Below are 24,013 nucleotides of genomic sequence, written 5' to 3' on the forward strand. Positions count from 1 at the left end.
ACTTAAGCGGCATGAACAACCTCGGCCTGCACAGCCATACACCCAGTCTCGCGGTCGTCGATCCGCGAGGGCTGGCGGTGCGCGCTGTGGCTTACTGCCGTTCCGAGGTGGGCCAACCGGCTCAGCCGCATATCAGCCGGACGGTATTCGATCCCGCGGGCCGTGAAGTCGAGCGTTGCGATCCCAGGCTGTGGGATCAGGGCCTTGGGCCAAACCGCGTGTCCATTCACAGCCTGTCCGGGGTCGAGTTGCTGCGCACCAGCGTCGATGCCGGATGGGCGCTGGCGCTGCCGGGCCAGGCGGTCCAAACGTTGGAGCGTTGGGACAGCCGCAGCCATCAGCAACGCGACTACGATGAACAACTGCGCCCTGTCGCCATCACCGAGCGACTCGGCGATGAGGCGCCGCGGGTGGTCGAGCGTTTTCTCTACGGCGACCCCGGCGGCAGTGCCCGCAATCAGTGCGGGCAATTGATCCGCCACGATGACCCGAGCACCACCCGGCACATGCCCGATTACGACCTGCACGGTAACCCTTTGCTGGAAACCAGCCACTTTCTGCAGTCCCTGGAGCCGGTGAACTGGCCCGCGGACGTCGAGGCCCGTGACGCCCTGCTCGAAACCGCGCCGGGTCTGGACAGTCGCTGGAGCCATGACGCGTTGGGCGAGGTCGTGACGCAAACCGATGCCCTGCTTAACCGCCGGCGTTTGCGTCGCACCTGTGCCGGCCAGTTGCAGGCGGTGTACTTGCAGCGGGCGGGGGGCGATGAGGTGCAACTGGTGGGTGACATTGGCTACAGCGCCGGTGGTCAGGTGGAACAGGAAACGGCGGGTAACGGGGTGATCACCTGCGCCGTGTTTCGAGCGGAGGACGCACGTCTGCAACGCTTGAGCGCCGGCCTGCCCGGACAGCCGTGGCACCAGGATCTGCAGTATGACTACGACCCGGTTGGCAATGTCGTGCGCATCGCTGACCTGTCCAAAGCCACGCGCCATTTCAAGAATCAGCGTGTCGACCCGGTCAGCACTTATGGCTACGACAGCCGCTATCGCCTGGTCAGCGCCACCGGGCGGGAGGTCCTGCGCGCGGCCAATGATCCCGCTGCGCTGGTCAACTATCGCGAAGAATACGATTACGACGCGGGCGACAATCCGTTGGAACTTCGGCACCTGGGCGTGCAAGCCTTCACCCGGCGTTGGGCCGTGGCGGCGCAGAGCAACCGCAGCCTGATCCGTCACGACGGCGACGGTCCGCCAGACTTTGCCCGGGCATTCGATGGCAACGGCAACCAGGCCGAGTTGTTGCGCGGTCAGTCGATGCACTGGGATGCACGCAACCAGCTGAGCCAGGTGACCCCGGTCACCCGCGAAGACGCGCCGCACGACACCGAGCTGTACCGCTACGGCGGTGGCGGCAAACGCCTGCGCAAGGTGCGCTGCGCACTGACCTCAGGCCGTACGGTGATCAGCGAAGTGCGCTACCTGCCCGGTGTGGAGATCCACCGAGGCGCCAACGGCCGGGAGCACCACGTGATAGCCGTCGAGGCCGGGCGCAACAGTGTGCGCTTGCTGCATTGGGGGGGGCCGCCGCCGTCCGGTGTCGACAATGATCACTTCAGTTACAGCCTCAACGATCATTTGGGTTCGAGCCTGCTGGAACTGGATGAGCGGGGCGCGGTGTTGAGTGATGAAGGCTATCTGCCGTTTGGTGGCCGGGCCTGGTGGGTCGTGCATGACGGGGCCAAGGCGTCGTACAAGACGCGAGGGTATTCGGGCAAGGAACGCGATGCGACCGGGCTGTATTACTACGGCTATCGGTATTACGCCGAGTGGCAGCACTGCTGGATCAATCCGGACCCGGCGGGGGAGGTGGATGGGTTGAACCTGTACTGTTTTGTCGGGAATTCGCCGCTGCGGTATGCGGACGGGGATGGGCGATGGACAATAGAGGAAATCAGGGCTGCTTCAGGGAGCAACTCCGAAGAAGGACAAATCCCAAATGCTGGCGCTGAGGAATTTCACCGTCTGATCAATAGTTCGTCGACACCCGAGCAGGGATCATCTGGGATCTATGTAAGGAGTGAGATTGACGATCTACTCAACATATTGGGACCTGACCCGACGACTGCAACTAACGCTATTGTGGAACCTCAACCCTCAACCTCTGCTGAAGCTTATGGGACCTGGGCGGGGTCGATGCGCGTCCTGGATCATGTGGTGAGCTGTTCGTACTGCGGTAAAGGGTTTAAAACGAACACAAAATTGGACCACCACACACGAATTCACACCAAAGAAAAGCCCCACCGCTGTTCGATTTGCGGCAAAGCGTTTACACAGCCCGGACATTTGAAGAGACACGAGCGAACCCACACCAAAGAAAAGCCCCACCGCTGTTCGATTTGCGGCAAAGCGTTTACACAGCCCGGACATTTGAAGAGACACGAGCGAAACCACACCGAAGAAAAGCCTCACCGCTGTAAGACTTGCGGCGAAGGGTTTATACAGTCCACAGATTTGACGAGACACGAACGAATCCATGCCGCTTACCGCTGTGCACCCTGCGACATGGTTTTTACACAGGCCGGAGATTTGGAGATACACGAGCGAACCCACACCCCAAAAAAGTACCGCTGTGCGGCTTGCGGCAAAGATTTTACTACGTCCGGAAATTTGAAGACCCACATACGAACCCACACCAGAGAAAAACCTTTCAACTGTCTGCTTTGTAATAAATATTATCGCCACAGCAGCAGTTTGAGAGAGCATGAGCGGCTGCACCACTCCGGGAGATAGCCGTACTAGTCCCAAGAAATCCGAACACGAAAGTTCTGATCAGTACCGCCCCATCCAATTAAACGCCCCCTTGCGCCTGCCACGCAGGTTCAAGGACGTCACCGTCCGCGACAAAAAGGGCACAGCAACGCCCGGGGGTTGACCGGTCGAGTTGATCCAGAGACCTGCCGGCTCCCACACAATACGGTCAACCTGACTATGCGCGGTGGCAGGTTTTGGGGCCGCTGCGCGACCCGGCGGGAGCAAGCTCCCTCGCCACAAGGTTTCAATCAACCGACTCTGGCTCCGTCAGCACTTTCCTGAACGTCTCCACCAACGGCCGCAAATTGATCCGGTGCCACGCCGCCCACAGCGGTCGGGTGAGGGAAATCCACGGCACTTCCCGCAGCACCACGCCCGGCGGTGCGTTGCGGCTCAAGCCTTTCTGGATCATGGCGATGCCCAGTCCCGAGGCCACCAGTGCCATTGCGGTGAACGGGCCGGTGGCTTCCATGCGGATATCCGGGGTGAAGCCGGCGCGGATGCAGGCGCTGACGAAGTTTTCGCGGCTGGCGACATTCTGGTGTTGCACGCCAATCCACTCCTGACCGGCGAGGTCCGCCGGGGTCAGCACGGCCTGTTGTGCCAGCGGGTGGTGCTCGGGCAGGGCCAGCAGCATCGGGTCGTCCAGCACCTGAAAACCCAGCAGGTCCGGGTCGTCTTCGGTCGGTGGTTCGCTGACCAGGGCGATGTCCAGGCTTCGCTGGCGCAAGCCTTCGAGTTGTTCGGCCGAGCGCAGGTTGTACAGCGCCACGTGTACGTTCGGCCGGTTGACCCGCAGCACACGCAAGGCATTGGGCAGCACGCCGGCGTGCATGGCATTTTCGATGTAGCCGATGCACAGGCCGCCTTCCTCGCCGCGCCCCAGGCGTTTGCCGAGGGATTCCAGGCGATTGGCGTGGGTCAGCAGGGCGCGGGTTTCGGCGAGGAAGGTCTGGCCGTCGCGGGTCAGGCGGATGCGTTGCTGGCTGCGCTCGAACAGGGTCAGGCCCAGGCGCTCTTCGAGCTGGGCGATCTGCCGGCTCAGGGGCGACTGGGAAATGTGCAGGCGTTCGGCGGCGCGTCCGACGTGTTCTTCCTCGGCGACGGCGACGAAGTAGCGCAATTGGCGGATGTCGATCATGTCAGACCTTTAGGGACTCAAGTACTGCACATTATGTCTTGGACGGTCCGATGCTCGCAATCTAGGATCGGCTCAACGGTCAGCAACCTGACCTCTTATACTCAGGAGGATTCACCATGAGCTTGAAAGACAAACTGCCCGGCGCGCTGGGCTTGGGCACCGCACCACTGGGCAACATGTTCCGCGCCATTCCCGAAGACGAGGCAATGGCCACCGTCCATGCCGCCTGGGACGCCGGCGTGCGTTACTTCGATACCGCGCCGTTCTACGGTTCCGGCCTGTCGGAAATTCGCCTCGGCGCCGCATTGACCCGCTACAACCGCGACGACTATGTACTGAGCAGCAAGGTCGGCCGGGTGATCCTCGATGAAGTCGAAGACACCGCCGCCCGTGACCTGGGCGAGAAGAGCGGGGTGTTCGAGCACGGCCTGCCGAACAAAATCGTCAACGACTACAGCGCCGACGCGACCCTGCGCTCCATCGAAGACAGCCTCAAGCGCCTGCAAACCGATCGCCTGGACATCGTCTGGGTCCACGATATCGCCCAGGATTTCTACGGCGATCAATGGCTGGAGTACTTCAACCAGGCCCGCACCGGCGCCTTCAAAGTGCTGACACGCTTGCGCGAAGAAGGCGTGATCAAGGGCTGGGGCCTGGGCGTGAACAAGGTCGAACCCTGCGAGCTGACCCTTGATCTGAGCGAAGCGCAGCCGGACGGTTTTCTGCTGGCGGGTCGCTACACTCTTCTGGACCATGATCGCGCCTTGCAGCGTTTGATGGACGCCGCCCTGGCGCAGCAGGTCGAAATCGTGGTCGGCGGTCCTTACAGCTCGGGCATTCTGGCCGGTGGCGCGCACTTCGAGTACCAGAAGGCCAGCCCGGCGATCATCGACAAGGTCGAACAGATCAAGCGTATCGCGGCGGCCCATGGCGTCGACGTCAAGGCCGCAGCATTGCAATTCTCGCTGGCTAACCCGGCAGTCGCCGCGGTGATTCCGGGTTCCAGCCGTCCGCAGCGGATTGCCGAAGACGTGGCCGCGTTGTCGGCGGTGATTCCCGCTGCTTTCTGGCAGGCGTTGCGTGAGGCGAAGCTGATTTGCGAGCGCGCCCCCTTGCCCCTCATTGGAGCTTGAACATGAAGATTGATTTGAGCGCAAAACTGGCAATCGTCAGCGGCAGTACCGCCGGCATTGGCCTGGGCATCAGCCAGGCACTGGCCGAGGCGGGCGCCACGGTGGTGGTGATCGGCCGCGATACGGCCAAGGTTGAGCAGGCACTGGCGAGCATCCGTCAGCGTGTTCCTGCTGCGCAATTACGTGGCGTGACCGCAGACCTGGGCACCGCCGAAGGCGCCGAAAAACTGTTCGCCGCCGAGCCACGGGCAGACATCCTGGTGAACAACCTCGGGATCTTCAACACGGTGGATTTCTACGACACCCCGGACAGTGAGTGGACGCGCTTCTACGAGGTCAACGTGATCTCCGGTGTGCGCCTGTCACGGCACTACACACCGGGCATGGTCAAGCAGGGTTGGGGACGGGTGATCTTCCTGTCTTCGGAATCCGGCGTGGCGACCCCGGCGGACATGATCAACTATGGCGTGACCAAAAGCGCCAACCTCGCCGTGTCCCATGGCCTGGCCAAACGCCTGGCCGGCACCGGGGTGACGGTCAACGCGATCCTGCCCGGCCCGACCTTTACCGATGGCCTGGAAGACATGCTCAAGGACGCCACGGCCGAATCCGGGCGCAGCGCCCGGGACGAAGCCGATGCGTTCGTGCGCAAGGCCCGGCCGACGTCGATCATCCAGCGCGTGGCGGACGTCGAGGAGGTTGCCAATCTGGTGGCCTACATCGCTTCGCCGTTATCCTCGGCCACCACCGGTGCTGCCTTGCGGGTCGACGGCGGTGTCGTCGACAGCCTGGCCATCTGAACCTTATTGATTGGAGAAAGCATTTCATGGCAACTGCAACAGCCTTCATCGACATCCCGGTTTCGGCCGAACAGGTCTGGCAATTGATTGGCGGGTTCAACTCGCTGCCGGACTGGCTGCCGTTCATTCCCAGGAGCGAGCTCAGTGACGGCGGTCGCGTGCGCAGCCTGCAAACGGCGGATGGCGCGGTGGTGATCGAACGCCTGCAAACCTTCGACAACATGGGCCGAACCTACAGCTACTCGATTGAGCAGGCTCCCTTTCCGGCGACTGAATATCTGGCGACGATCAAGGTCGAGGCGCAAGGCGATGGCGCGCGGGTGACCTGGTCCGGGCGGTTTGAACCGGTGGGCGTGAGCAATGAGGAGGTGGAGGCGTTGTTTACCGGGATTTATTCCGGCGGACTGCAAGCATTGCGGGCCAACTACCCGGCCTGATTCACCCAGCGGAAAACACCACCAATCCCCTGTGGGAGCGAGCTTGCTCGCGATGACGGTGTATCAGGTAAAAATATATCGCCTGACACTCCGCTATCGCGAGCAAGCTCGCTCCCACAGGGGAGGATCATTGTTTGTAAGCGTTTGTCAGGCCGGTGCAATCAAACTCTCCCGGCAATCAAGCACCAGCCGCGCGCCGCCCAGTTCGCTGCTGCCCACCTCCAGCGTAAATCCGTGCAGGCTGACAATCGCCGCGACGATGGACAGGCCCAGCCCGAAGCCGGTCTTTTGATTGCCAGCCTCGGCGCGATAGAAACGCTGGAATACCGCTTCACGCTCCGCCTCGGGAATGCCGGGGCCTGAGTCGAGCACTTCGATCCGTGTATGCCCGCCAGCATTGACCCCGCGCAGGATCACCGCACCACCGGGCGGGGTGAATTTGATCGAGTTGCTGAGCAGGTTCGCCACGGCTTCGAACAGCAGCGCCCGGTCGCCATTGAGGGGTGGCAATGACGCGGGCAGGTGCAGTTGGAAAACCAGGCCGTCGTCTTCCGCCAGGGGCAGGTAGAACTCATGCAGTTCCTGCAGCAACGCGACGGGGTCCAGTTGCACGAAACCGGAGCGGCGCCGGCGATCTTCCAGTTCGGAGATCCGCAGCAGGCCACGGAAGCGCGCCATCAGCGTATCGGCTTCGGCCAGCACCAGGTCCAGTTGCATGGCCTGCGGCGAGCCTTCGCCGGCTTGCTGCTGCATGCGGTAAAGCTGTGCGCGCAGACGGGTCAGGGGCGTGCGCAGGTCATGGGCGATGTTGTCGCACACGCCCTTGACCTCATGCATCAGGCGCTCGATGCGTTCGAGCATGGCGTTGACGATGGCGGCGAGCATGTCCAGTTCGTCACGCCGACTGGACAGTGGCAGGCGCCGGCTCAGGTCGCCCGCGACTATGGCTTCGGCACTGGCCTGGATCCCGCGGATGCGGCGCAACGGCCGGCGCCGCAGCAGATACCAGCCGACGATGCCCGGCAGGATGGTCAGGGTCACCCCCCAGAACAGCGCGTGCAGAATGATCCGGGTCACGGCGAACAGCGAACCGTTGTCGCGCACCAGCACCAGCCAGCGGCCGTCGAGGGTGCGGGTCGCCACGGCGTCGCAACTGTCGGCGGGCAGCGTCTGGTCATCATTGTCGCCGTAGGCATCGCAGTCGCGCAGCATGTGGATCTTGCCATCGAGCGGCAAGCCGTCCGGAATGTAGCGCAGGGCGCCGCTGAGGTAACGGTGCCGGGCATCGAACAGGCCGTAGGCGTCGATGCCGCGGATGTCGAAGGTCATGCTGACGGCGAGGGCGTCCACCAGTTGCTCGCCCGAGAAGCGCGAAAACAGGTGCTGACGTTGCATCAGTGAATGTTTGGCCAGATTGTCCAGATAAGCGGAAACCTCGTAGTACATGACCCCCATGAGAATCCCGCTCCAGATTACGAACAGCGAACTGTAGAGCGCCAGCAAACGGCTGCTGGAAGAGCGCCAGCCTTTAGACGGGTTCGGCAATGACATAACCCGAGCCTCTCACGGTCCGAATCAGTGGGACATTGCCAGGCGGGTCGATTTTCTTGCGCAGTCGGCCGATGTGTACGTCGATCAGGTTGGTGCCGGGGTCGAAGTGGTAACCCCAGACTTCTTCGAAAATCATCATCCGCGAGAGGATCTGCCCGGTATTGCGCATCAGGAATTCCAGCAGTTTGTACTCGGTGGGCAACAGCGTCAGCAGTTTACCGTCGCGGCTCGCTTCGTGGCTGATCAGGTTCAGCTCCAGATCCGCCACCCGCAACGTGGTCGCCTGGGCGGTCACGGTGTTCTGCCGGCGCAGCAGGACTTCGACCCGGGCGGCCATTTCATCGGTGGCGAAGGGTTTGGTCAGGTAGTCGTCGCCGCCGGCGCGCAAGCCGCGCACGCGTTCATCGACGTCGGACAGTGCGCTGATCATCAGGATCGGTGTCGCCACGCCCATGGTCCGCAGCGTGGTGACGATCGCCAGGCCATCGAGTTCGGGCAACATGCGGTCGAGGGTGATCAGGTCATAGTTGCCGCTGACTGCCCGCTCCAGCCCTTCACGGCCATTGTCGACCCAATCGACGTCGAGGCCGTGGCTACTCAGTTCGGCGACAATTTCCCGGGCGGTCACGGCGTCGTCTTCGATGGTCAAGATGCGGGTCATAAGGCTGGCCTGATTTGCAGTTCAATACGAAGTTGCGAGCATTTTGCCAAGAAAAAACTGCGACTTAATAAATTAACTTTCATCTGGGCGGGGTCGCTTCACGCATTCCCGGGGAATTGTAGGAGCCAGCCTGCTGGCGATGGACTCAAGTGCGCCACGTTTATCCAGTTCACACGCGTAATCGTTAACGACCATCGCTGCGATGCGGCGACCCGACAAGCCAGCTCCCACAAAAGACCGCGTCCGAATCGAAAAAACAGTGAACGCCCCCCCCAAGAAAAAAAGGTTGTCTGACCGCCAGTGGCAACGCAAATAACCCATGCATAAAACCCGTTGGCTCAACCTGTTCCTTGCAGTTTGCATGGGGCCGGGAAGTTCAAACTTTCTAAAGGATTGAAGCGCAACGATTTATTCAAAGTGCGTGACTGGCACGGTGACTGCAATTCCTTCCTCGAAGAGTTGTAACACCATCTTTCTGCCTGGAGCGATACAACTATGAATAGATCCTCTGACGGTTTCTATCCCGCCATGGACCCCGCCATGAATGAGTCCACCACGCTGTCCGGCGTGTCCTGGGGCGCGATTTTCGCGGGTGCCGCTGCCGCGGCGGCGTTGTCGCTGATCCTGGTGTTGCTCGGCTTCGGCCTGGGTTTTTCGGCGGTATCGCCTTGGGCCAATGAAGGCGTGAGCGCCAAAAGCCTGGGGATCTCGACCATTGTCTGGCTGGCCTTCACCCAGATTGTCGCTTCGGGACTTGGCGGTTACATCGCCGGGCGACTGCGGGTGAAGTGGGCGTACATGCACGGCGATGAAGTCTACTTTCGCGACACGGCCCATGGTTTTCTGGCCTGGTGCGTGGCGACGCTGGTGACGGCCACGCTGGTCGCCGGGTCGGTCAGCAGCCTGGTCGGCGGCGGTGTGCAGGCCGGGGCACACATGGTCGGCGGTGCCGCCAGTGCCGCGACGCAAGCCGTGGGCACTGCGGCGGGCAATACCCAAGGCGATGAGTATGGTTACTTCGTCGACAGCCTGTTCCGTGATGATCGCCCGGTTGCCGTCAGCGATGATGCGGCCCGGGGCACCGTCACCCGGATCTTTGTGCGTTCCCTGAGCAGGGGTGAGCTGGCCGCCGAAGACCGGACTTACCTGGCGCAACTGGTCGCGCAGCGGACCAACCTCACCCAGGCCGACGCCGAACGTCGTGTCGATGAAGTCTATGCCCGCACCCAGAAAGCCGTGGCCGACGCCAAGCTGGCCGCTCAACAAGCCGCTGACACCGCTGCGAAAGTGGCGGCGTGGACCACGCTGTGGATGTTCGTTGCGCTGTTGGCGGGTGCGTTTTTCGCCAGCCTTGCCGCCACCTTCGGCGGTCGTCGTCGGGATGCGGTGGTGTATCTGGAAACCGATACCTACGTCACCGCTGCACCGATTCGTTAATCCAGGAGAACTACCATGCGTTCATTACTGCTGTTCTTTCTCGGCGTGCCGATCCCGATCATTATCTTGATTGCGTTGTTTGTGCATTGATTCGACTGCAGAAGCTATAAAGCTTCGCGAGCAAGCTCGCTCCCACAGGGAATCGCGTTTTTCTGTGGGAGCGAGCTTGCTCGCGATGGCGGTCGATGAGGCGAAATGAATCCGTCAGTCAATCGGCGTACTGACAAACACCTCAAGCCCTTCGGCATACGCCGTGAACGCGGCGACCCGCGCAAACTGCGCCGCACTCACCTGGTCCGGTACCACCAGGTTGGTGAAGCTCCAGGCTACGGCGAGGGTGATGCCGTCCTGCTCGATCGCACCGTCAGTCTTCAGCGGCTGCTTTTCCAGCTCCCGCTCCAGCGCAGACCAGGCCGCCACCAGTTGTCCTTCGACCCGCTGCACCCAAGGCTCGAATTGAATTTCCGCCGGCCGCAGGTTGCGCTCGTAGTAAAGCTGCACGGACTTTTCGCTGGCGGCCAGCGCCAGGCCGATCAGGCGCAACGCGCGCAGACGCTGAGCCGGTTCGACGGGCATCAGGCTGTTATCGGCCAGGGTTTCCAGGTAGTCGATGATCAGCGTCGAGTCCATCAACACCTCACCGTCATCCAGCACCAGGGTGGGCGCCTTGACCACCGGGTTGATCTGCCGGAATTGTTCGAAGTGGCGGAACACCGAGACCGATTGATGTTCCAGCGTGATTCCCAGGCATTTGGCAGAAATGGCGGCGCGCCTGACATAGGGCGAGTCCAGCATACCGATCAGCTTCATGGTCCTTTCCTTTATATGGCCATTTCGGGAGGACAACCTTAGCTGAGGTTCGCCGCCGTGCAAATGGCAGGGAAAATGGCCTCGCGCAGGCCGTTTGTCTTCTATATACAGCCGCTCGATTGAATTTCTTGCTATAAACGCACTCCGATTACCGCCTCAAAGCCTGCCGTAGAGCATTTTCAGGGCTTTGTCGGACAAATTCGCTGTCTTTTCAGTTGCTGAGGCCTCAAGTCGGCCTTAGACTGCCGCCCCTCGTAAATTGAGTGCCGGGTGGCGCTTGGAACAAACGGCGCCTTTCCGATGGCCTGCCCAGGTCTGCCGGAACGCTCCCTAATTCGCCTTAATGCACGTTTTTTTATAGAGATATCAATGACAAAGGACAAGTTGCTGGCCATGCCGGCGGATGACTACATGAATGCCGAGCAACATGCTTTTTTCTCCGAGCTGTTGCAGAACATGAAAGTCGAAACCCATGAGCGCATCGAACAGAACCGCATCGCCATCGAAAGCCTGGACACCCCGGCCGATCCGGCAGACGCGGCTTCGGTCGAAGAAGAGCGCACCTGGCTGGTGAACGCGATCGATCGCGACCAGCGCATGCTGCCTCAGTTGGAACAAGCCCTTGAGCGCATCAAGGAAGACAGCTTTGGCTGGTGCGACGACAGCGGCGAGCCGATCGGCCTCAAGCGCCTGCTGATCAGCCCGACCACCAAGTACTGCATCGAAGCTCAAGAGCGTCACGAGCAAATCGACAAGCACCAGCGTCAGGCCTGATTCTGTGAGGCAGCCCTGTTGAACCGGGCTGCCTTGAAAAGATCGCAGCCTGCGGCAGCTCCTACGCAATTGAAGTAGGGCGTTGCTGCAGGCTGCGATCTTTGTTTTCTGCCGTCTGCGATTTCCCGATTCTTCTATTGATCTGCTGCAACGTTCGCGACTAAAGGCTCATGGATAATGGCCTTATGCCGGCGTTTAATGCGAAGACAACAATTAGAAGTTTTCCGGGGTGACGATGATGACAAGAGACGGGTCTCTGGCTGCGGCAGTGTCTGCACCAATGCTGTTGCCGAAAAACCGCTGGCTGACACCGACGCTGCAAAGCATCGCCCTGATGCTGTTGTTATGTGGCATGACGTTGGGCGGTTGGTCGCTCTACCTTGGCCTGCCCCTGGCCGTACTAATCATCTGGCTGCCTCGCTTGCGTTCGCGCGCGACCCCACAGGCGGCTTCCCCCGACAACGCTGATGCCATCGGCGATTTGACTCGCGATCTTTCCTACACCACCAGCCATAACGCGCTCTCGGCCGCCGGGGTGGCGTTCTCGGTTCGGCAATTGGCGCAAAAACTGCAATCGCAGCTGTCGGCGGCGGCACAGATCGTCAGCAACGCCGAGGTCATGATTACCACCGAACACGCCACCTCGCTGCTCAGTCGCCAGGCGCTGAGCGCTGCCAGCGAGGCTCATCAAAGCGGCGTGATGGGGCGTACGGAACTGATCGAGTCCATTGCCCGCATGCACCAGCTCAGCCAGCGCGCCAGCAACAGCCGTGAACTGATCGAAGCCTTGAGCCTGCGCAGCGATGATATCCAGCGCGTGACTCTGGTGATTCAGTCCATCGCCAGCCAGACCAACCTGTTGGCGTTGAACGCCGCCATTGAAGCGGCGCGGGCGGGGGAGCACGGTCGCGGGTTTGCAGTGGTGGCCGACGAGGTTCGCGGGCTTGCCGCGCGCACGGCGACCGCGACGGGCGAAGTCGGTGAGATGGTTGCCGATATCCAGCAACGTACGACACAGGTGGTGGAGCAGATCCGCCAACTGTCCAGCGACCTCGACACCGGCGTCGAGCAGGTCGAGCGCACGGGGCAGCATCTGGAGAACATTGCCCGTCTGGCGGCCAGTGTCGAGTCCCAGGTCGGGGAAATCGCCCGGGGCGCAGACACCAACCGTGAACAGCTCGACAGCCTGTTTCATGCCATTGAACAGATGCGCAGCGACCTGGCGGTCAGCGACCAGCAGACTCAGCGCCTGGCCCAGGCGGCGGTGCAAATGGAAGGGCAGGCCGAAACCATCAGTGAGCGCCTGGCCGAGGTGGGGCTGGATGATTATCACCAGCGGATCTATGACCTGGCCCGGGAAGGCGCGAGCCGGATTGCAGAGCGTTTCGAGGCGGATATCGATGCCGGTCGAATCAGCCTGGACGATCTGTTCGACCGCAACTACCAGGTCATCCCCCATACCAGCCCGGCCAAGTACCAGACGCGTTTCGACCGCTACACCGATCAGGTTTTGCCAGCGATCCAGGAACCCTTGTTGCCGCGTCACGAAGGATTGGTGTTCGCCATCGCCTGCACCCAGCAGGGTTATGTGCCGACCCACAACCATGCGTTCAGCCAGCCGCTGACGGGGGACGCGCAGGTCGATGCCTTGCAGAACCGGACCAAACGCAAGTTCGCCGACCGCACCGGGATCCGCTGCGGCAGCCATCAGAAGGCGGTGCTGCTGCAAACCTATACCCGCGACACCGGCGAGTTGATGCACGATCTTTCGGTGCCGATCATGCTCAAGGGTCGGCATTGGGGCGGTTTGCGCCTGGGCTACAAGCCGGAAAAACCGCGCTAGAAACCCCGGGTTGCCGGGTAATGCTGTTCAGTTAAGGATTCTGTAGGAGCGAGCTTGCTCCGGGCGGCGTTCCGACGATGGACTCAAGAGCGCCGCGTTTAGTCAGTAAACACGCGGCATCGTTAACGACCATCGCGAGCAAGCTCGCTCCTACAGTGGATCGGGTTACCGGGCAATTGTTACAAATCCTGCAACTAACCTGTGCAGCGTTTTGCTGTTTCCTCGTCGAAAATTTAACTAGCATATCTATTAATTAGGTTGCTAATGAAATTCGGGGGGCAGCATGCAAGGCAAAGTTGATGTCGCGGTCATGATCGGCAGCGGCGTACCTGCCAATCTGCGCTCCATGGGACGCAAGGTTTGCTGGGTGGTGTTGCTCAATGGCGAGCGCCGGGGCACGGCGTTCTCCAGTCGCGACGAAGCGCAGGAGTGCAAGGCTGCCTGGTTGGCGCAATTGAACGCCGAAAGACCTGACAGCCAGCATTGAAATGGTCAGTGAGTCTGATGCATGCGCAGGTTCAGGTCGTCGACCACCCGCGCCCAGTCTGCGTCTTCGCGCAGTTGTTCCTTGAGGAAGCCGGCCTGCTGCGGTGACCAGAACTCGGCGTCGATGAGCTTCTTGTCGTCGGGCAGGAAATGGCCGGCAATGAAGTCGTCGATCGCTTTCTGGCTGGAGTCCAGGCCGAGCTGGTCGAACAGGCCTTTCAGGTCGTGTGTCGGTGATTCCATCTTCATCTCCTTGCAGGTCATCAGTCGGGTCGAGGGGCGATGTGCGGTCTCCTGATTTGGAGGGCGCCGCACGGGTGGAGTTCGATCACGATGTTCAAACGCAACACAGAGCATAGACCGCCAATCCGGGTGTCAGGCTTTCAGTGCCCCGGCATCGACCGCCGCCTTCAGTTCCCTGGCCGATTCCTGGGCCGCAATGGCAGCGACATCCGGGGTTTTGAACCAGCGATCTTTTTCGACCTGGTGATAGGTCACGGTCTTGAGCGGAGGTTTGGCGCGCATGACAATCACGGCCTGGAATTCACCCTCGACTTCTCTGGCTTCACCGCGGATAAAAAACTCGCCGATATCAAATTCCGTCACGTTGCAGACTTCCCCTGGAAATACATTGTTGTTGTCAACGCCATCCGATTTGTTGCGGATCCGTTTTATTGGGCGGGCAGTATGGCAGTAGTTGCCCGTCGACGGCTGAGATAAGTCGACGGGCAGACCAAACGTCGTTGAAAATGAGCGCGGCGGGCGTGTCAACCCTTTGATTCAAGAAACCGGGCGAGGGCGCAGGCTTCGTTATGATTGGCTCGGAAACCTCTTACACAGCCTGTAGAAATATCCCTGATGTGAAAGAAGGCAATGCCCGCCATCACCACCTGAAATCGCGGGCGGGGAGGGACGTCGGGAAGCGGTTCAGAACGGCCGAACGGTAACGGCTGCGAGATCGCTGCTGTTTTCGAGTCAGGCACCAAGGGATAGGCAAAGTGTGTCAGTGTGCACATATGAAGTCCTTTTCATTGTTTTGCCGACGTATGTACGTCGTTTTGGCTAGTCTTCAGGAGCATCGCTGCTCTAGAATCACTCTTATTGGTGGGTGAATGATGTTTATCTAAAGCAATTTTTTGCTGATGATATGTAGGAAAATTTGTTCTCTTGGTGAGATTTTTCCCCGAAGTTGATAGTCCATAATTTTCTGGCAGCAGGAAGGGCGTTTTCCTTCAGCCTGTGACGAACGCCAGTCAGGACGACGCGAGTGACGTTCCAGTAGTCTTCTCAAGCTTCGTGATAAATGAGTGCACTGCTCATTCAGGACTTCAATCCGGGTTCTCTGGCTACACCTTCGGCATTGCCGCTTTTTTGGCTGTGCGTTTATTTTCGCGTACGGCGCCATTTTTCAGATGTGGGGATGTTTCCTTGGCAGTAAGTAATCTCGATATGCATGCCTTGTTCGTGCTGGGCGATTTGCGCGCAAAGCTGGTCAAGCAGTTTCAGTCACGTTTCGTTTACATCACCGAACAGAACGCTGAAGGCATTTACATTGCCGAAATCGACACCGAATCAGCCCTGGTGGTGGACGACAAGCCCGGGCTCAAGCTCAAGGTCGGCGATCATTTCAGCGCGTCCGTGCTGCCCAGTCGCGAAGGTGGCAAGCTGGACATCAGGTTCCGTGACATCAAGCTGACGGTTTACGGAATTGGCGATTACGCCTTCGTGACCACGGCCGACGGTCAGGGAGTCGTGTTCAAGGAAGGTCACAGCGTGGTGATGGTGTTTGCCGCCCATCAACAGTTGCAGGAAGGCCTGACCAAGACCCTCAAGGCCGTGACCACCAAAGTGGCCAAGTGGCGCAAGGGCGAGTTGGTGACCTTCAAGGCCAGCGAGTGATGACCCTGACCCGCGCCGACTTCCACGAACAGAACCTGGCCAGCGCTCAAGACGAAGCGCGGCGGCTGTTCGGGCAGAAGTCCATTCTGCAAGGAGCCTGGCTGAACTGGGTGGCGTCACAGCTTTACCAACTGCAACCGGCGCCATACGCCAGCATGGTCAGACGAGAGCTGACGCGTTTGCAGGAAACTTCCGAAAACTGATCCCCGCACCTCGAAAGCAGGAACCTCTACTACAGTCATTGGACTGAGTATTCAGAGGCTTCGCGGTCTACTGCCAGGCCATCCTGCTATTGCTGTGAACAGCACGAGGTGCAAAAGCATGAACGGATTTCGACGGTTGCTGGCTGCTGTCCTGGCCACTTTCGGTTTGCTGGCGACACCCGCCCCGGTGTTTGCCGCCCAGGCGCCGATCCACTTCGCCGACCTGAACTGGGAAAGCGGCAGCCTGATCACCGATGTCCTGCGCATCATTGTCGAGAAGGGCTACGGGCTGCCCACCGATACCTTGCCAGGCACCACCATCACCCTGGAAACCGCGCTGGCCAACAATGACATCCAGGTCATTGGCGAAGAGTGGGCCGGTCGCAGCCCGGTCTGGGTCAAGGCCGAAGCCGAAGGCAAAGTCGTCAGCCTCGGCGACACGGTCAAGGGCGCTACCGAAGGCTGGTGGGTGCCGGAATACGTGATCAAGGGCGACCCGGCCAAGGGCATCAAGCCGCTGGCGCCGGACCTGCGCAGCGTCAGCGACCTGCCACGCTACAAGGACGTGTTCAAGGACCCGGAAGCCCCGTCCAAGGGACGTTTCCTCAACAGCCCTATCGGCTGGACCTCGGAAGTGGTCAACAAGCAGAAGCTCAAGGCGTACGGGCTGGACGACAGCTACGTGAACTTCCGCAGTGGTTCGGGCGCGGCCCTGGATGCAGAGATCAGTTCGTCCATTCATCGTGGCAAGCCGGTGCTGTTTTACTACTGGTCGCCCACGCCGTTGCTCGGCCGCTTCAAGCTGATTCAACTGGAAGAACCACCGTTCGACGCCGAAGCCTGGAAGACCCTGACCGACGCCGACAACCCCAATCCACGGCCGACCCGTTCCCTGGCTTCAAAGCTGTCGATCGGTGTGTCCACTCCCTTCCAGAAGCAATATCCGCAGATTGCCGAGTTCTTTGCCAAGGTCGACTTTCCGATCGGCCCGCTGAACAAGGCGCTGGCCGAGATGAGCGAGAAACATACACCGCCGCGCCAGGCGGCAGAGGCGTTCATGAAGGCTCATCCGGACGTCTGGCGGGCCTGGCTGCCCAAGGACGTGGCGGATAAAGTCTCCGCCGCCCTGTAGGCGCTGCCGCAGGTCGGGATCTTTTGATCTTTGTCATGAAAAAGCAAAATCAAGACATCGCAGCCTGCGGTAGCTCCTACAATGTTCGGTTCATATCCCTTTCAAGGATCTCTGAACCATGACCCTGTTGTTGGCTCAGTCGCTGGTGACGATTTTCTCCGTGATCAGTCTGATGCATGTGTATTGGGCGTTGGGTGGCGAGTGGGCGGCGGTGGCGGCGGTTCCGCAAGTACCTCAGGAGGGCAGCGCAAGACTGAGGCCGGCGTTCAAGCCGCGAGGCTGGGTCACGCTGGTGGTGGCCGGGGCATTGCTGTTGATTGCCGTGCTGGTGTGCTGGCGGGTGGGTTGGTGGCTGCCACCCTTGCACCACTGGTCGTTGCAGTGGGCGATCAGCGCCATTGCGATCTTGCTGTTTGCCCGGGCCATTGGCGATTCGGAGCTGGTGGGCTTCTTCAAAGAGGTCAAGGGCTCGAAGTTTGCCCGGCTCGACACCTGGGTTTATTCGCCCTTGTGTGTGGTGTTGGGTGCAGGGTTGTTGGCGGTGGCCTGGGTCTGATACAGCGACGTTTCTGTAGTGATAGTACTGGCCTCATCGCGAGCAAGCTCGCTCCCACAAGGTTTGGTGTCGGACTCAAAAGGTGTGTACGACGCCCATCACTGTGGGAGCGAGCTTGCTCGCGATGAGGCCGGTCCAGTCGATGCAAATCCTTGGTCTAACTGCCGCTCTCACTCCGCCGACTACTCACCTCCGCCGGCACATCATCCCCGGCCATGCGTTTGCGGAACAGCGCCGCCCGGGCCAGCAGCAAGGTGGTCACGGGCACGGTAATCGCCAACAGGATCGGAATCAGCCAGGCGTGCAAGACCGGCGCGGACTTGAGCGCCGAAAAATAGATGATCGAAGCCAGCGCCACGCACCAGGCTCCGAGCGTCGAGGCCAGGGCCGGTGGGTGCATGCGCTGGAAGTAATCCTGCATGCGCAGCAGGCCCGTGGCGCCGATCAAGGCAAACAGGCTGCCGAGCACCAGCAGGATCGCCACCGGGATTTCCACCCACAACGACAAGGGCGTATTCATTCGATCACCTCACCACGCAGCAGGAATTTCGCCAGGGCGAAGGAACCGACGAAACCGAACAGGGCGATCAGCAGCGCCGCCTCGAAGTAGGTGTCACTGGCATAACGAATACCCAGCGTCAGCATCATCAGCATCGCGACGATGTACAGGTAGTCCAGCGCCAGGACCCGGTCCTGGGCCGACGGCCCTTTGAACAGGCGGATCAGGGTCAGGACCATCGTCAGGGAAAACAGGAACAGGCTCAGCAGGATCGCGTTCGCCAGCAAGGGGCTCATTCGAAGATCTCCATCAACGGACGCTCGTAGGTCGCCTTGAAGTGCTGGATGAACAGCGCCTCGTCGTCCAGGTCGAAGACGTGCAACAGCAGAATGCTGCGGTCCAGCGCCAGCTCCGACCAGACCGTGCCGGGCACCACCGTGGTGATCATCGACAGCGCGGCCAGGCCGTTGGCGTCACGCAAGTCCAGTGGCACCTTGATGAATTGCGAGCGTGGCGGACGGCGACCGGCATTGAGCACACCCCAGGCCACGGCGAGGTTGGACACCAGCACGTCACGCCCGACCAGCAGGACCAGGCGCAGGATCACCCCGGGACGACGGATGCGCACCGGTAGCGGACGCAACCTGCGCATCATCAGCGGCGCGCAGAACCCCAGCGCCGCACCCAGCAGCAGATTGCCGGGGCTGGTCGACAGGTTCAGCAACAGCCACAGCAGGCACAAGGCCAGCGACAGCAAGGGTGCGGGAAACAGACGCCTCATGGTTGCACCTCCTGCGGGACCGCCTTGGCCGTGGGGTTCGGTACGACGCGGGTGTCGAGTACCGCCATCACGTATTGCTGCGGGTTGTACAAGGCATCGGCGGCGGCCTGGGTGTAGCGCAGCAGCGGATCGGCCTTGAAGGTCAGCGCAATGCTCAAGCCCAGCAGCGCGAAGATCGGCATGCACTCCAGGCGTCGCAGCAGGGGCGATGGTCGTTCCGCCGGCGTCCAGAAGCGCTGGATGCCCAGGCGCGAGAAGGCGACCAGCGACGCCAGCCCCGACACAATCAACAACACCAGCAGGCCCCACGCGGCGTTGGAAATCGGTGTGTCGCCGCTGTTGCCCAGGCCCAGTGGATTGAGCAGGGCGCCGATCAACCCGAGTTTGCCGATAAACCCGGAGAGCGGCGGCATGCCGATGATCAGCAAGGCGCAGGCGATGAAGCTCAGGCCGAGAAACGCCATGGTCCACGGGATCACCTGGCCGACCACGGCTTTCTGATCGTCGTCGAGGTTGGTGCCTTTGGGGGGATGCAGGGACTCCAGAGGGCGGGGCAGCAGTTCGGCTTCATCTTCGAGCTGTATCTCGTTGGCCGAGCGCGAGCGCTCGATCAGTTCGGCCAGCAGGAACAGCGCGCTCAAGGCCAGGGTCGAGCTGAACAGATAGAACAGCGCTGCGCCCACCAGGTTCGGCTGGGCGAAACCGATGGTCGACAACAGGATGCCCGCCGACACCAGAATGCTCAGGCTGGCCATGCGCTCCAGGCGTTGCGCGGCGAGGATCGCAAGGGCGGCGCAGACGATGGTCGCCATGCCGCCGTAGATCAGCCACTCCCCGCCAAAGAACGCCGATGCCCCGGCCTGGGCGGAGAACAGCAGCGTCCACAGGCGCAGCAGGGTGTAGACGCCGACCTTGGTCATGATCGCGAACATCGCCGCCACCGGCGCGCTGGCCGAGGAATAGGCCGGCACCAGCCAGAAGTTCAATGGCCACATGCCGGCCTTGGCCAGAAACGCGACGGCCAGAATCCCTGCGCCAGCGTGCAGCAAGCCCCGGTCAGCTTCGGACACCAGCGGGATTTTCACCGCCAGATCGGCCATGTTCAGCGTGCCGGTCACCCCATAGATCAGCGCCGCGCCAATCAGGAACAGCGACGAGGCCAGCAGGTTGATCGAGATGTAATGCAGCCCCGACGACACCCGCGCCCGACCCGAGCCGTGGAGCATCAACCCGTAGGACGCGGCCAGCAACACCTCGAAGAACACGAACAGGTTGAACAGGTCCGCGGTGAGGAATGCGCCGTAAAGCCCCATCAACTGGATCTGGAACAGCGCGTGGAAACTCGAACCGGCGCTGTCCCAGCGGGCCATGGCGAACAGCAGGGCACTGACGCCGATGATGCCGGTCAGCACCAGCATCAGCGCCGAAAGACGATCGACCACCAACACCAGGCCGAACGGCACTTGCCAGTTGCTCGGCAGGTACACGCCGATGGAGCCGGGCACGCCGGTGGTTTGCGTCCATTGCAACAACGCCACGGCAATGCCCAGCCCGAGCAGGCTGGAGAACAGATTGATCCTGGCCTTGAGCGGCCGGTGTTTCTCGCCGAGCATCAGCATGATCGCGGCCGTCAGCAACGGCAGCAGGATGGGCGCGACGATCAGGTGGGTCATCGCCATCATTCCCTGGGCTCCCGGCCATCCACATGGTCAGTGCCGGTCAGGCCCCGGGACGCCAGCAGCACCACCAGGAACAGCGCGGTCATGGCGAAGCTGATGACGATCGCCGTTAGCACCAACGCTTGCGGCAACGGGTCGGTGTAGTGCAACAGATCCTGCGGCACGCCGTCCTTGATGATCGGTTCCTTGCCGATGAACAGGCTGCCCATGCTGAAAATGAACAGGTTGACGCCGTAGGACAGCAGGCACAGGCCCATGACCACCTGGAACGTCCGTGGGCGCAGGATCAGCCACACGCCGGACGCGGCCAGTACGCCGATGGCGATTGCGATGACTTCTTCCATCAGACGGCTCCCGTGGCGGCAACGGATTTAGGCTGGGCAGCGGTTTTGTGACCGCGCACCGATTGGTGGGCGAGGGCGATGAGGATCAACAGGGTCGAGCCGACCACAACGCCGTACACGCCGACGTCGAAGAACAGCGCGCTGGCCAGGTGAATGTCACCCAGCAGCGGCAACGAAAAATGCCAGGTATGGGTGGTCAGGAACGGATAGCCGACCAGCATCGCACCCAGGCCGGTGGCCGTGGCAATCATCAGGCCCGTGCCCATCCAGCGCAGCGGTCGCAGGCTCATTTGCGCCTCGACCCACTGCGTGCCGGCAACCATGTATTGCAGGATGAACGCCACCGACATCACCAGCCCGGCGACAAAGCCGCCGCCCGGCTGATTGTGCCCGCGCATGAACAGGTAGAACGACACCACCAGCGCCACCGGCAACAGCAGGCGCACCAGCACCGCCGGCACCATCATGAAGCCGAGCGCGGTGTCGCTGGCGTGACGCGGGTTGACCAGGTCGGTGACCACATCCGGTGCGAGCAAGCGTTGCTGGGCCGGCAGCTGCAGGCTTTCTTTCGGCGGACGGAAGCGGCGCAGCAGGGCGTACACGGTCAGGGCCACGGCCACCAGTACGGTGATTTCACCGAGGGTGTCGAAACCGCGGAAGTCCACCAGCATCACGTTGACCACGTTGCTGCCGCCGCCTTCGGGCAAGGCGCGACTCAGGTAGAAGGAGGAAATGTCGTTGGGGGTCTGGCGCGTCAGCATGGCGTAGGACAGCAGCGCCATGCCGACACCGACCACGGTCGACAGCAGCAAGTCGCGGATCCGCCGCACCCGCGCCCGGCGCAGGCTGCCCGGCAACGGCGAGACTTCTTCGATCCGTCGTGGTAGCCAGCGCAGGCCCAGCAGGATCAGCACCGTGGTCACCACTTCGACCGCCAGTTGGGTCAGGGCCAGGTCCGGCGCCGAGAACCAGACGAAGGTGACGCAGGTCATCAGGCCGCAGACGCTGACCATGGTCAGGGCCGCCAGACGGTGATACTTGGCCTGATACGCCGCGCCAAGGGCACAGGCGATGGCCAGCAACCACAGGGTGACGAAGACGATCGACCCGGGGATCTTCGGCCGGTCGCCCCAGTGCAGGCTGCTGTGCAGCATGGGAATCAAGCCAGCCAGCACGGCGGCGAGCACCACCAGGAACAACTGCATCTGCAGGCGCCGGGTGCCAATCCGCGGCTCCAGGCGGCGGGCCAGGCGCATGCTGGCGACCAGTGCCCATTCGAACAGGTGCTTGCCGTCCAGGCGACCCAAGACGGGCGGGCGGTTGAAGCGTCCGCGCTTGAATTGATTGCGCAGCAGCAGGTAAAGCACGGTGCCGCAGGACAAGGCGATCAGGCTCATGATCATCGGCGCGTTCAGGCCGTGCCAGATCGCCAGGCTGTATTCGGGCAGGGCGCCGCCGACCACCGGTTGCGCCGCCGCGGCGAGCAGCGGGCCGACCACCTGCGCCGGGAAGATCCCCACCAGCAGGCAAGTGAACACCAGCAGCTCGACCGGCGCGCGCATCCAGCGCGGTGGCTCGTGGGGGGTGTGAGGCAAGTCGGTCGCGGGCGGACCGAAGAACACATCCACGGTGAAACGCAGGGAGTAAGCCACGCTGAAGGTACCGGCGATCGTTGCCACGATCGGCAAGCTCAGCTCGACCCAGCGCGTGGCATTGATGAACACGGTTTCGGCGAAGAACATCTCTTTGGAGAGGAAGCCGTTGAGCAACGGCACGCCGGCCATCGAGGCGCTGGCGACCATGGCCAGGGTCGCGGTAAACGGCATCAGTTTGTACAGGCCGCTGAGTTTGCGGATATCGCGGGTGCCGCTTTCGTGGTCGATGATGCCGGCGGCCATGAACAACGAGGCCTTGAACGTCGCGTGGTTGAGGATGTGGAACACCGCGGCGACGGCGGCCAGCGGGCTGTTCAGGCCGAGCAGCAGGGTGATCAGGCCGAGGTGGCTGATGGTCGAGTAGGCCAGCAGTCCCTTGAGGTCGTTCTGGAACATCGCGCAATACGCCCCGAGCAACAGGGTGCAGGCACCGGCGCCGCTGACGATGTAGAACCATTCTTCACTGCCCGAAAGCGACGGCCATAGCCGCGCCAGCAGAAACACCCCGGCCTTGACCATGGTCGCCGAGTGCAGGTACGCCGACACGGGCGTCGGCGCGGCCATGGCGTGGGGCAGCCAGAAATGGAAGGGGAATTGCGCGCTTTTGCTCAAGGCGCCGATCAGGATCAGGGGCAACAGGATGGGGTAGAGGGCATGGGCACGAATCAGGTCGCCGGCGGCCAGGACCTTGTCCAGGTCATAGCTGCCGACCACATGGCCGAGCAGCATGACCCCCGCAAGCAGGCACAAACCACCCGCACCGGTGACCATCAGCGCCATGTAGGCACCGCGCCGGGCATCGGCGCGATGGTGCCAGTAGCCGATCAGAAGGAACGAGAAGAGGCTGGTCAGCTCCCAGAAAAACACGATCTGGATCAGGTTGCCGGAGATCACCAGCCCCAGCATGGCGCCCATGAAGGCCAGGAAAAACGCGAAGAAGCGCGGCACCGGATCGTTCGGCGACATGTAGTAGCGGGCGTACAGCGACACCAGGGTGCCGATGCCCAGCACCAGCAGGGAGAACAGCCAGGCGAAACCGTCCATGCGCAGGACGAAATTCAGGCCCAGGCTGGGCAGCCAGGAAAACTCTTCGCGAATGACGCCGCCATGGGCGATCTGCGGGTACAGGAATGCGACCTGAACGCTGCCGATCAGGGCGATCAGGCCAGCCAGCAGGGATTCGGCGTTACGGGCATTGTGCGGCAACACGGCCGCCAAACAGCTGCCTATGAAAGGCAGAAGCAGTAGAACTATCAGGGACATAGGCTTCTAATCTGCGGAAGTTTGTGAAGCATCATACGTGCCAGCTCCCGGATCGCCAAACGCCAAGCTGTCGCAGAATCCTACACGGTAGACGGAAAAACCCTGTTTAACATTGT

The 24,013-nt window shown here is 61.5% G+C and carries 25 protein-coding genes; 12 read left to right on the plus strand and 13 right to left on the minus strand.

What is annotated here, in order from left to right:
* Window positions 1-11: 11 nt before the first annotated feature.
* Window positions 12-2,792 carry a C2H2-type zinc finger protein gene (locus PPUTUW4_RS09840; protein ID WP_015094493.1) on the plus strand — a complete coding sequence of 927 codons (2,781 nt, stop codon included), beginning with the start codon at window positions 12-14 and terminating at the stop codon, window positions 2,790-2,792.
* 265 nt (window positions 2,793-3,057) lie between these two features.
* Here PPUTUW4_RS09840 and PPUTUW4_RS09845 read toward each other — a convergent pair whose 3' ends face one another.
* Window positions 3,058-3,954, minus strand: a complete 897-nt coding sequence (locus tag PPUTUW4_RS09845; protein WP_015094494.1) for a LysR substrate-binding domain-containing protein — start codon at window positions 3,952-3,954, stop codon at window positions 3,058-3,060.
* 116 nt (window positions 3,955-4,070) lie between these two features.
* On the opposite strand from PPUTUW4_RS09845, the gene PPUTUW4_RS09850 reads away from it, so the two are divergent.
* From PPUTUW4_RS09850 to PPUTUW4_RS09860, 3 genes are read left to right on the plus strand one after another with little or no spacing between them, the layout of a single operon-like run.
* On the plus strand, window positions 4,071-5,087 hold the full coding sequence (locus tag PPUTUW4_RS09850; protein ID WP_015094495.1) for an aldo/keto reductase: 1,017 nt from the start codon (window positions 4,071-4,073) through the stop codon (window positions 5,085-5,087).
* Window positions 5,088-5,089: 2 nt separating this feature from the next.
* Complete coding sequence (locus PPUTUW4_RS09855) at window positions 5,090-5,887, plus strand: SDR family oxidoreductase (protein WP_015094496.1); 798 nt, start codon at window positions 5,090-5,092, stop codon at window positions 5,885-5,887.
* Window positions 5,888-5,913: 26 nt separating this feature from the next.
* Window positions 5,914-6,324, plus strand: a complete 411-nt coding sequence (locus PPUTUW4_RS09860) for an SRPBCC family protein (protein WP_015094497.1) — start codon at window positions 5,914-5,916, stop codon at window positions 6,322-6,324.
* Between the two features lie 147 nt (window positions 6,325-6,471).
* Here PPUTUW4_RS09860 and PPUTUW4_RS09865 read toward each other — a convergent pair whose 3' ends face one another.
* Both PPUTUW4_RS09865 and PPUTUW4_RS09870 read right to left on the minus strand, forming a co-directional pair.
* Entirely contained in the window at window positions 6,472-7,875 is a 1,404-nt protein-coding gene (locus PPUTUW4_RS09865; protein ID WP_015094498.1) for a HAMP domain-containing sensor histidine kinase, read from the minus strand.
* On the minus strand, window positions 7,853-8,536 hold the full coding sequence (locus tag PPUTUW4_RS09870; RefSeq protein ID WP_015094499.1) for a response regulator transcription factor: 684 nt from the start codon (window positions 8,534-8,536) through the stop codon (window positions 7,853-7,855). The genes PPUTUW4_RS09865 and PPUTUW4_RS09870 overlap by 23 nt, the downstream gene beginning before the upstream one ends.
* Window positions 8,537-9,031: 495 nt before the next feature.
* Between PPUTUW4_RS09870 and PPUTUW4_RS09875 the strand changes: the two genes are divergently transcribed.
* Complete coding sequence (locus tag PPUTUW4_RS09875) at window positions 9,032-9,973, plus strand: hypothetical protein (RefSeq protein WP_015094500.1); 942 nt, start codon at window positions 9,032-9,034, stop codon at window positions 9,971-9,973.
* A gap of 204 nt (window positions 9,974-10,177) precedes the next feature.
* Here PPUTUW4_RS09875 and PPUTUW4_RS09880 read toward each other — a convergent pair whose 3' ends face one another.
* On the minus strand, window positions 10,178-10,783 hold the full coding sequence (locus tag PPUTUW4_RS09880) for a glutathione S-transferase (RefSeq protein ID WP_015094501.1): 606 nt from the start codon (window positions 10,781-10,783) through the stop codon (window positions 10,178-10,180).
* 369 nt (window positions 10,784-11,152) lie between these two features.
* Between PPUTUW4_RS09880 and PPUTUW4_RS09885 the strand changes: the two genes are divergently transcribed.
* The 3 genes from PPUTUW4_RS09885 (at window position 11,153) to PPUTUW4_RS09895 (ending at window position 13,887) form a co-directional block, all read left to right on the plus strand.
* Window positions 11,153-11,557 (plus strand): TraR/DksA C4-type zinc finger protein, encoded by a 405-nt coding sequence (locus tag PPUTUW4_RS09885; RefSeq protein ID WP_007935965.1) that lies wholly within the window; start codon window positions 11,153-11,155, stop codon window positions 11,555-11,557.
* A 238-nt stretch (window positions 11,558-11,795) separates the two neighbouring features.
* Window positions 11,796-13,400 (plus strand): methyl-accepting chemotaxis protein, encoded by a 1,605-nt coding sequence (locus PPUTUW4_RS09890; RefSeq protein WP_015094502.1) that lies wholly within the window; start codon window positions 11,796-11,798, stop codon window positions 13,398-13,400.
* 283 nt (window positions 13,401-13,683) lie between these two features.
* Complete coding sequence (locus PPUTUW4_RS09895) at window positions 13,684-13,887, plus strand: hypothetical protein (protein WP_015094503.1); 204 nt, start codon at window positions 13,684-13,686, stop codon at window positions 13,885-13,887.
* A gap of 5 nt (window positions 13,888-13,892) precedes the next feature.
* Here the strand turns inward: PPUTUW4_RS09895 and PPUTUW4_RS09900 are convergent, their stop codons facing one another.
* The 3 genes from PPUTUW4_RS09900 to PPUTUW4_RS30170 form a co-directional block, all read right to left on the minus strand.
* A complete protein-coding gene (locus tag PPUTUW4_RS09900; RefSeq protein ID WP_015094504.1) occupies window positions 13,893-14,129 on the minus strand; it encodes a DUF2789 domain-containing protein in 237 nt (78 codons plus the stop codon).
* Window positions 14,130-14,261: 132 nt separating this feature from the next.
* Entirely contained in the window at window positions 14,262-14,492 is a 231-nt protein-coding gene (locus PPUTUW4_RS09905; RefSeq protein ID WP_007973761.1) for a hypothetical protein, read from the minus strand.
* Between the two features lie 161 nt (window positions 14,493-14,653).
* Window positions 14,654-14,902: a hypothetical protein gene (locus tag PPUTUW4_RS30170; RefSeq protein WP_015094505.1), complete on the minus strand. Its 249-nt coding sequence runs from the start codon at window positions 14,900-14,902 to the stop codon at window positions 14,654-14,656.
* Window positions 14,903-15,335: 433 nt separating this feature from the next.
* Between PPUTUW4_RS30170 and PPUTUW4_RS09910 the strand changes: the two genes are divergently transcribed.
* The 4 genes from PPUTUW4_RS09910 to PPUTUW4_RS09925 all read left to right on the plus strand — a co-directional run bounded on the left by PPUTUW4_RS09910 (window position 15,336) and on the right by PPUTUW4_RS09925 (window position 17,676).
* Window positions 15,336-15,785, plus strand: a complete 450-nt coding sequence (locus PPUTUW4_RS09910) for a hypothetical protein (RefSeq protein WP_177325113.1) — start codon at window positions 15,336-15,338, stop codon at window positions 15,783-15,785.
* Window positions 15,785-15,988, plus strand: a complete 204-nt coding sequence (locus PPUTUW4_RS09915) for a hypothetical protein (RefSeq protein WP_015094507.1) — start codon at window positions 15,785-15,787, stop codon at window positions 15,986-15,988. Before PPUTUW4_RS09910 ends, PPUTUW4_RS09915 begins: the two co-directional genes overlap by 1 nt.
* A gap of 118 nt (window positions 15,989-16,106) precedes the next feature.
* Window positions 16,107-17,120 (plus strand): ABC transporter substrate-binding protein, encoded by a 1,014-nt coding sequence (locus PPUTUW4_RS09920; RefSeq protein WP_015094508.1) that lies wholly within the window; start codon window positions 16,107-16,109, stop codon window positions 17,118-17,120.
* A gap of 118 nt (window positions 17,121-17,238) precedes the next feature.
* The gene (locus PPUTUW4_RS09925; protein ID WP_015094509.1) at window positions 17,239-17,676 is read left to right on the plus strand and encodes a DUF3995 domain-containing protein; all 438 of its coding nucleotides are present in this window, start codon (window positions 17,239-17,241) and stop codon (window positions 17,674-17,676) included.
* Window positions 17,677-17,833: 157 nt separating this feature from the next.
* On the opposite strand, the gene PPUTUW4_RS09930 is transcribed toward PPUTUW4_RS09925, so the two are convergent.
* The 6 genes from PPUTUW4_RS09930 to PPUTUW4_RS09955 are packed head-to-tail and all read right to left on the minus strand — an operon-like array spanning window position 17,834 to window position 23,897.
* Window positions 17,834-18,196, minus strand: a complete 363-nt coding sequence (locus tag PPUTUW4_RS09930) for a Na+/H+ antiporter subunit G (protein WP_007995227.1) — start codon at window positions 18,194-18,196, stop codon at window positions 17,834-17,836.
* A complete protein-coding gene (locus PPUTUW4_RS09935) occupies window positions 18,193-18,471 on the minus strand; it encodes a K+/H+ antiporter subunit F (RefSeq protein ID WP_015094510.1) in 279 nt (92 codons plus the stop codon). The genes PPUTUW4_RS09930 and PPUTUW4_RS09935 overlap by 4 nt, the downstream gene beginning before the upstream one ends.
* Window positions 18,468-18,956, minus strand: a complete 489-nt coding sequence (locus tag PPUTUW4_RS09940; protein WP_015094511.1) for a Na+/H+ antiporter subunit E — start codon at window positions 18,954-18,956, stop codon at window positions 18,468-18,470. The genes PPUTUW4_RS09935 and PPUTUW4_RS09940 overlap by 4 nt, the downstream gene beginning before the upstream one ends.
* Window positions 18,953-20,638, minus strand: coding sequence for a monovalent cation/H+ antiporter subunit D (locus PPUTUW4_RS09945; RefSeq protein ID WP_015094512.1), 1,686 nt, complete (start codon window positions 20,636-20,638; stop codon window positions 18,953-18,955). Before PPUTUW4_RS09945 ends, PPUTUW4_RS09940 begins: the two co-directional genes overlap by 4 nt.
* Window positions 20,635-20,979, minus strand: coding sequence for a Na+/H+ antiporter subunit C (locus tag PPUTUW4_RS09950; RefSeq protein WP_007973781.1), 345 nt, complete (start codon window positions 20,977-20,979; stop codon window positions 20,635-20,637). Before PPUTUW4_RS09950 ends, PPUTUW4_RS09945 begins: the two co-directional genes overlap by 4 nt.
* On the minus strand, window positions 20,979-23,897 hold the full coding sequence (locus PPUTUW4_RS09955; RefSeq protein WP_015094513.1) for a monovalent cation/H+ antiporter subunit A: 2,919 nt from the start codon (window positions 23,895-23,897) through the stop codon (window positions 20,979-20,981). Before PPUTUW4_RS09955 ends, PPUTUW4_RS09950 begins: the two co-directional genes overlap by 1 nt.
* Window positions 23,898-24,013 lie beyond the last annotated feature (116 nt).

The organism is Pseudomonas sp. UW4, from assembly GCF_000316175.1.
Taxonomy (GTDB): domain Bacteria; phylum Pseudomonadota; class Gammaproteobacteria; order Pseudomonadales; family Pseudomonadaceae; genus Aquipseudomonas; species Aquipseudomonas laurylsulfatiphila.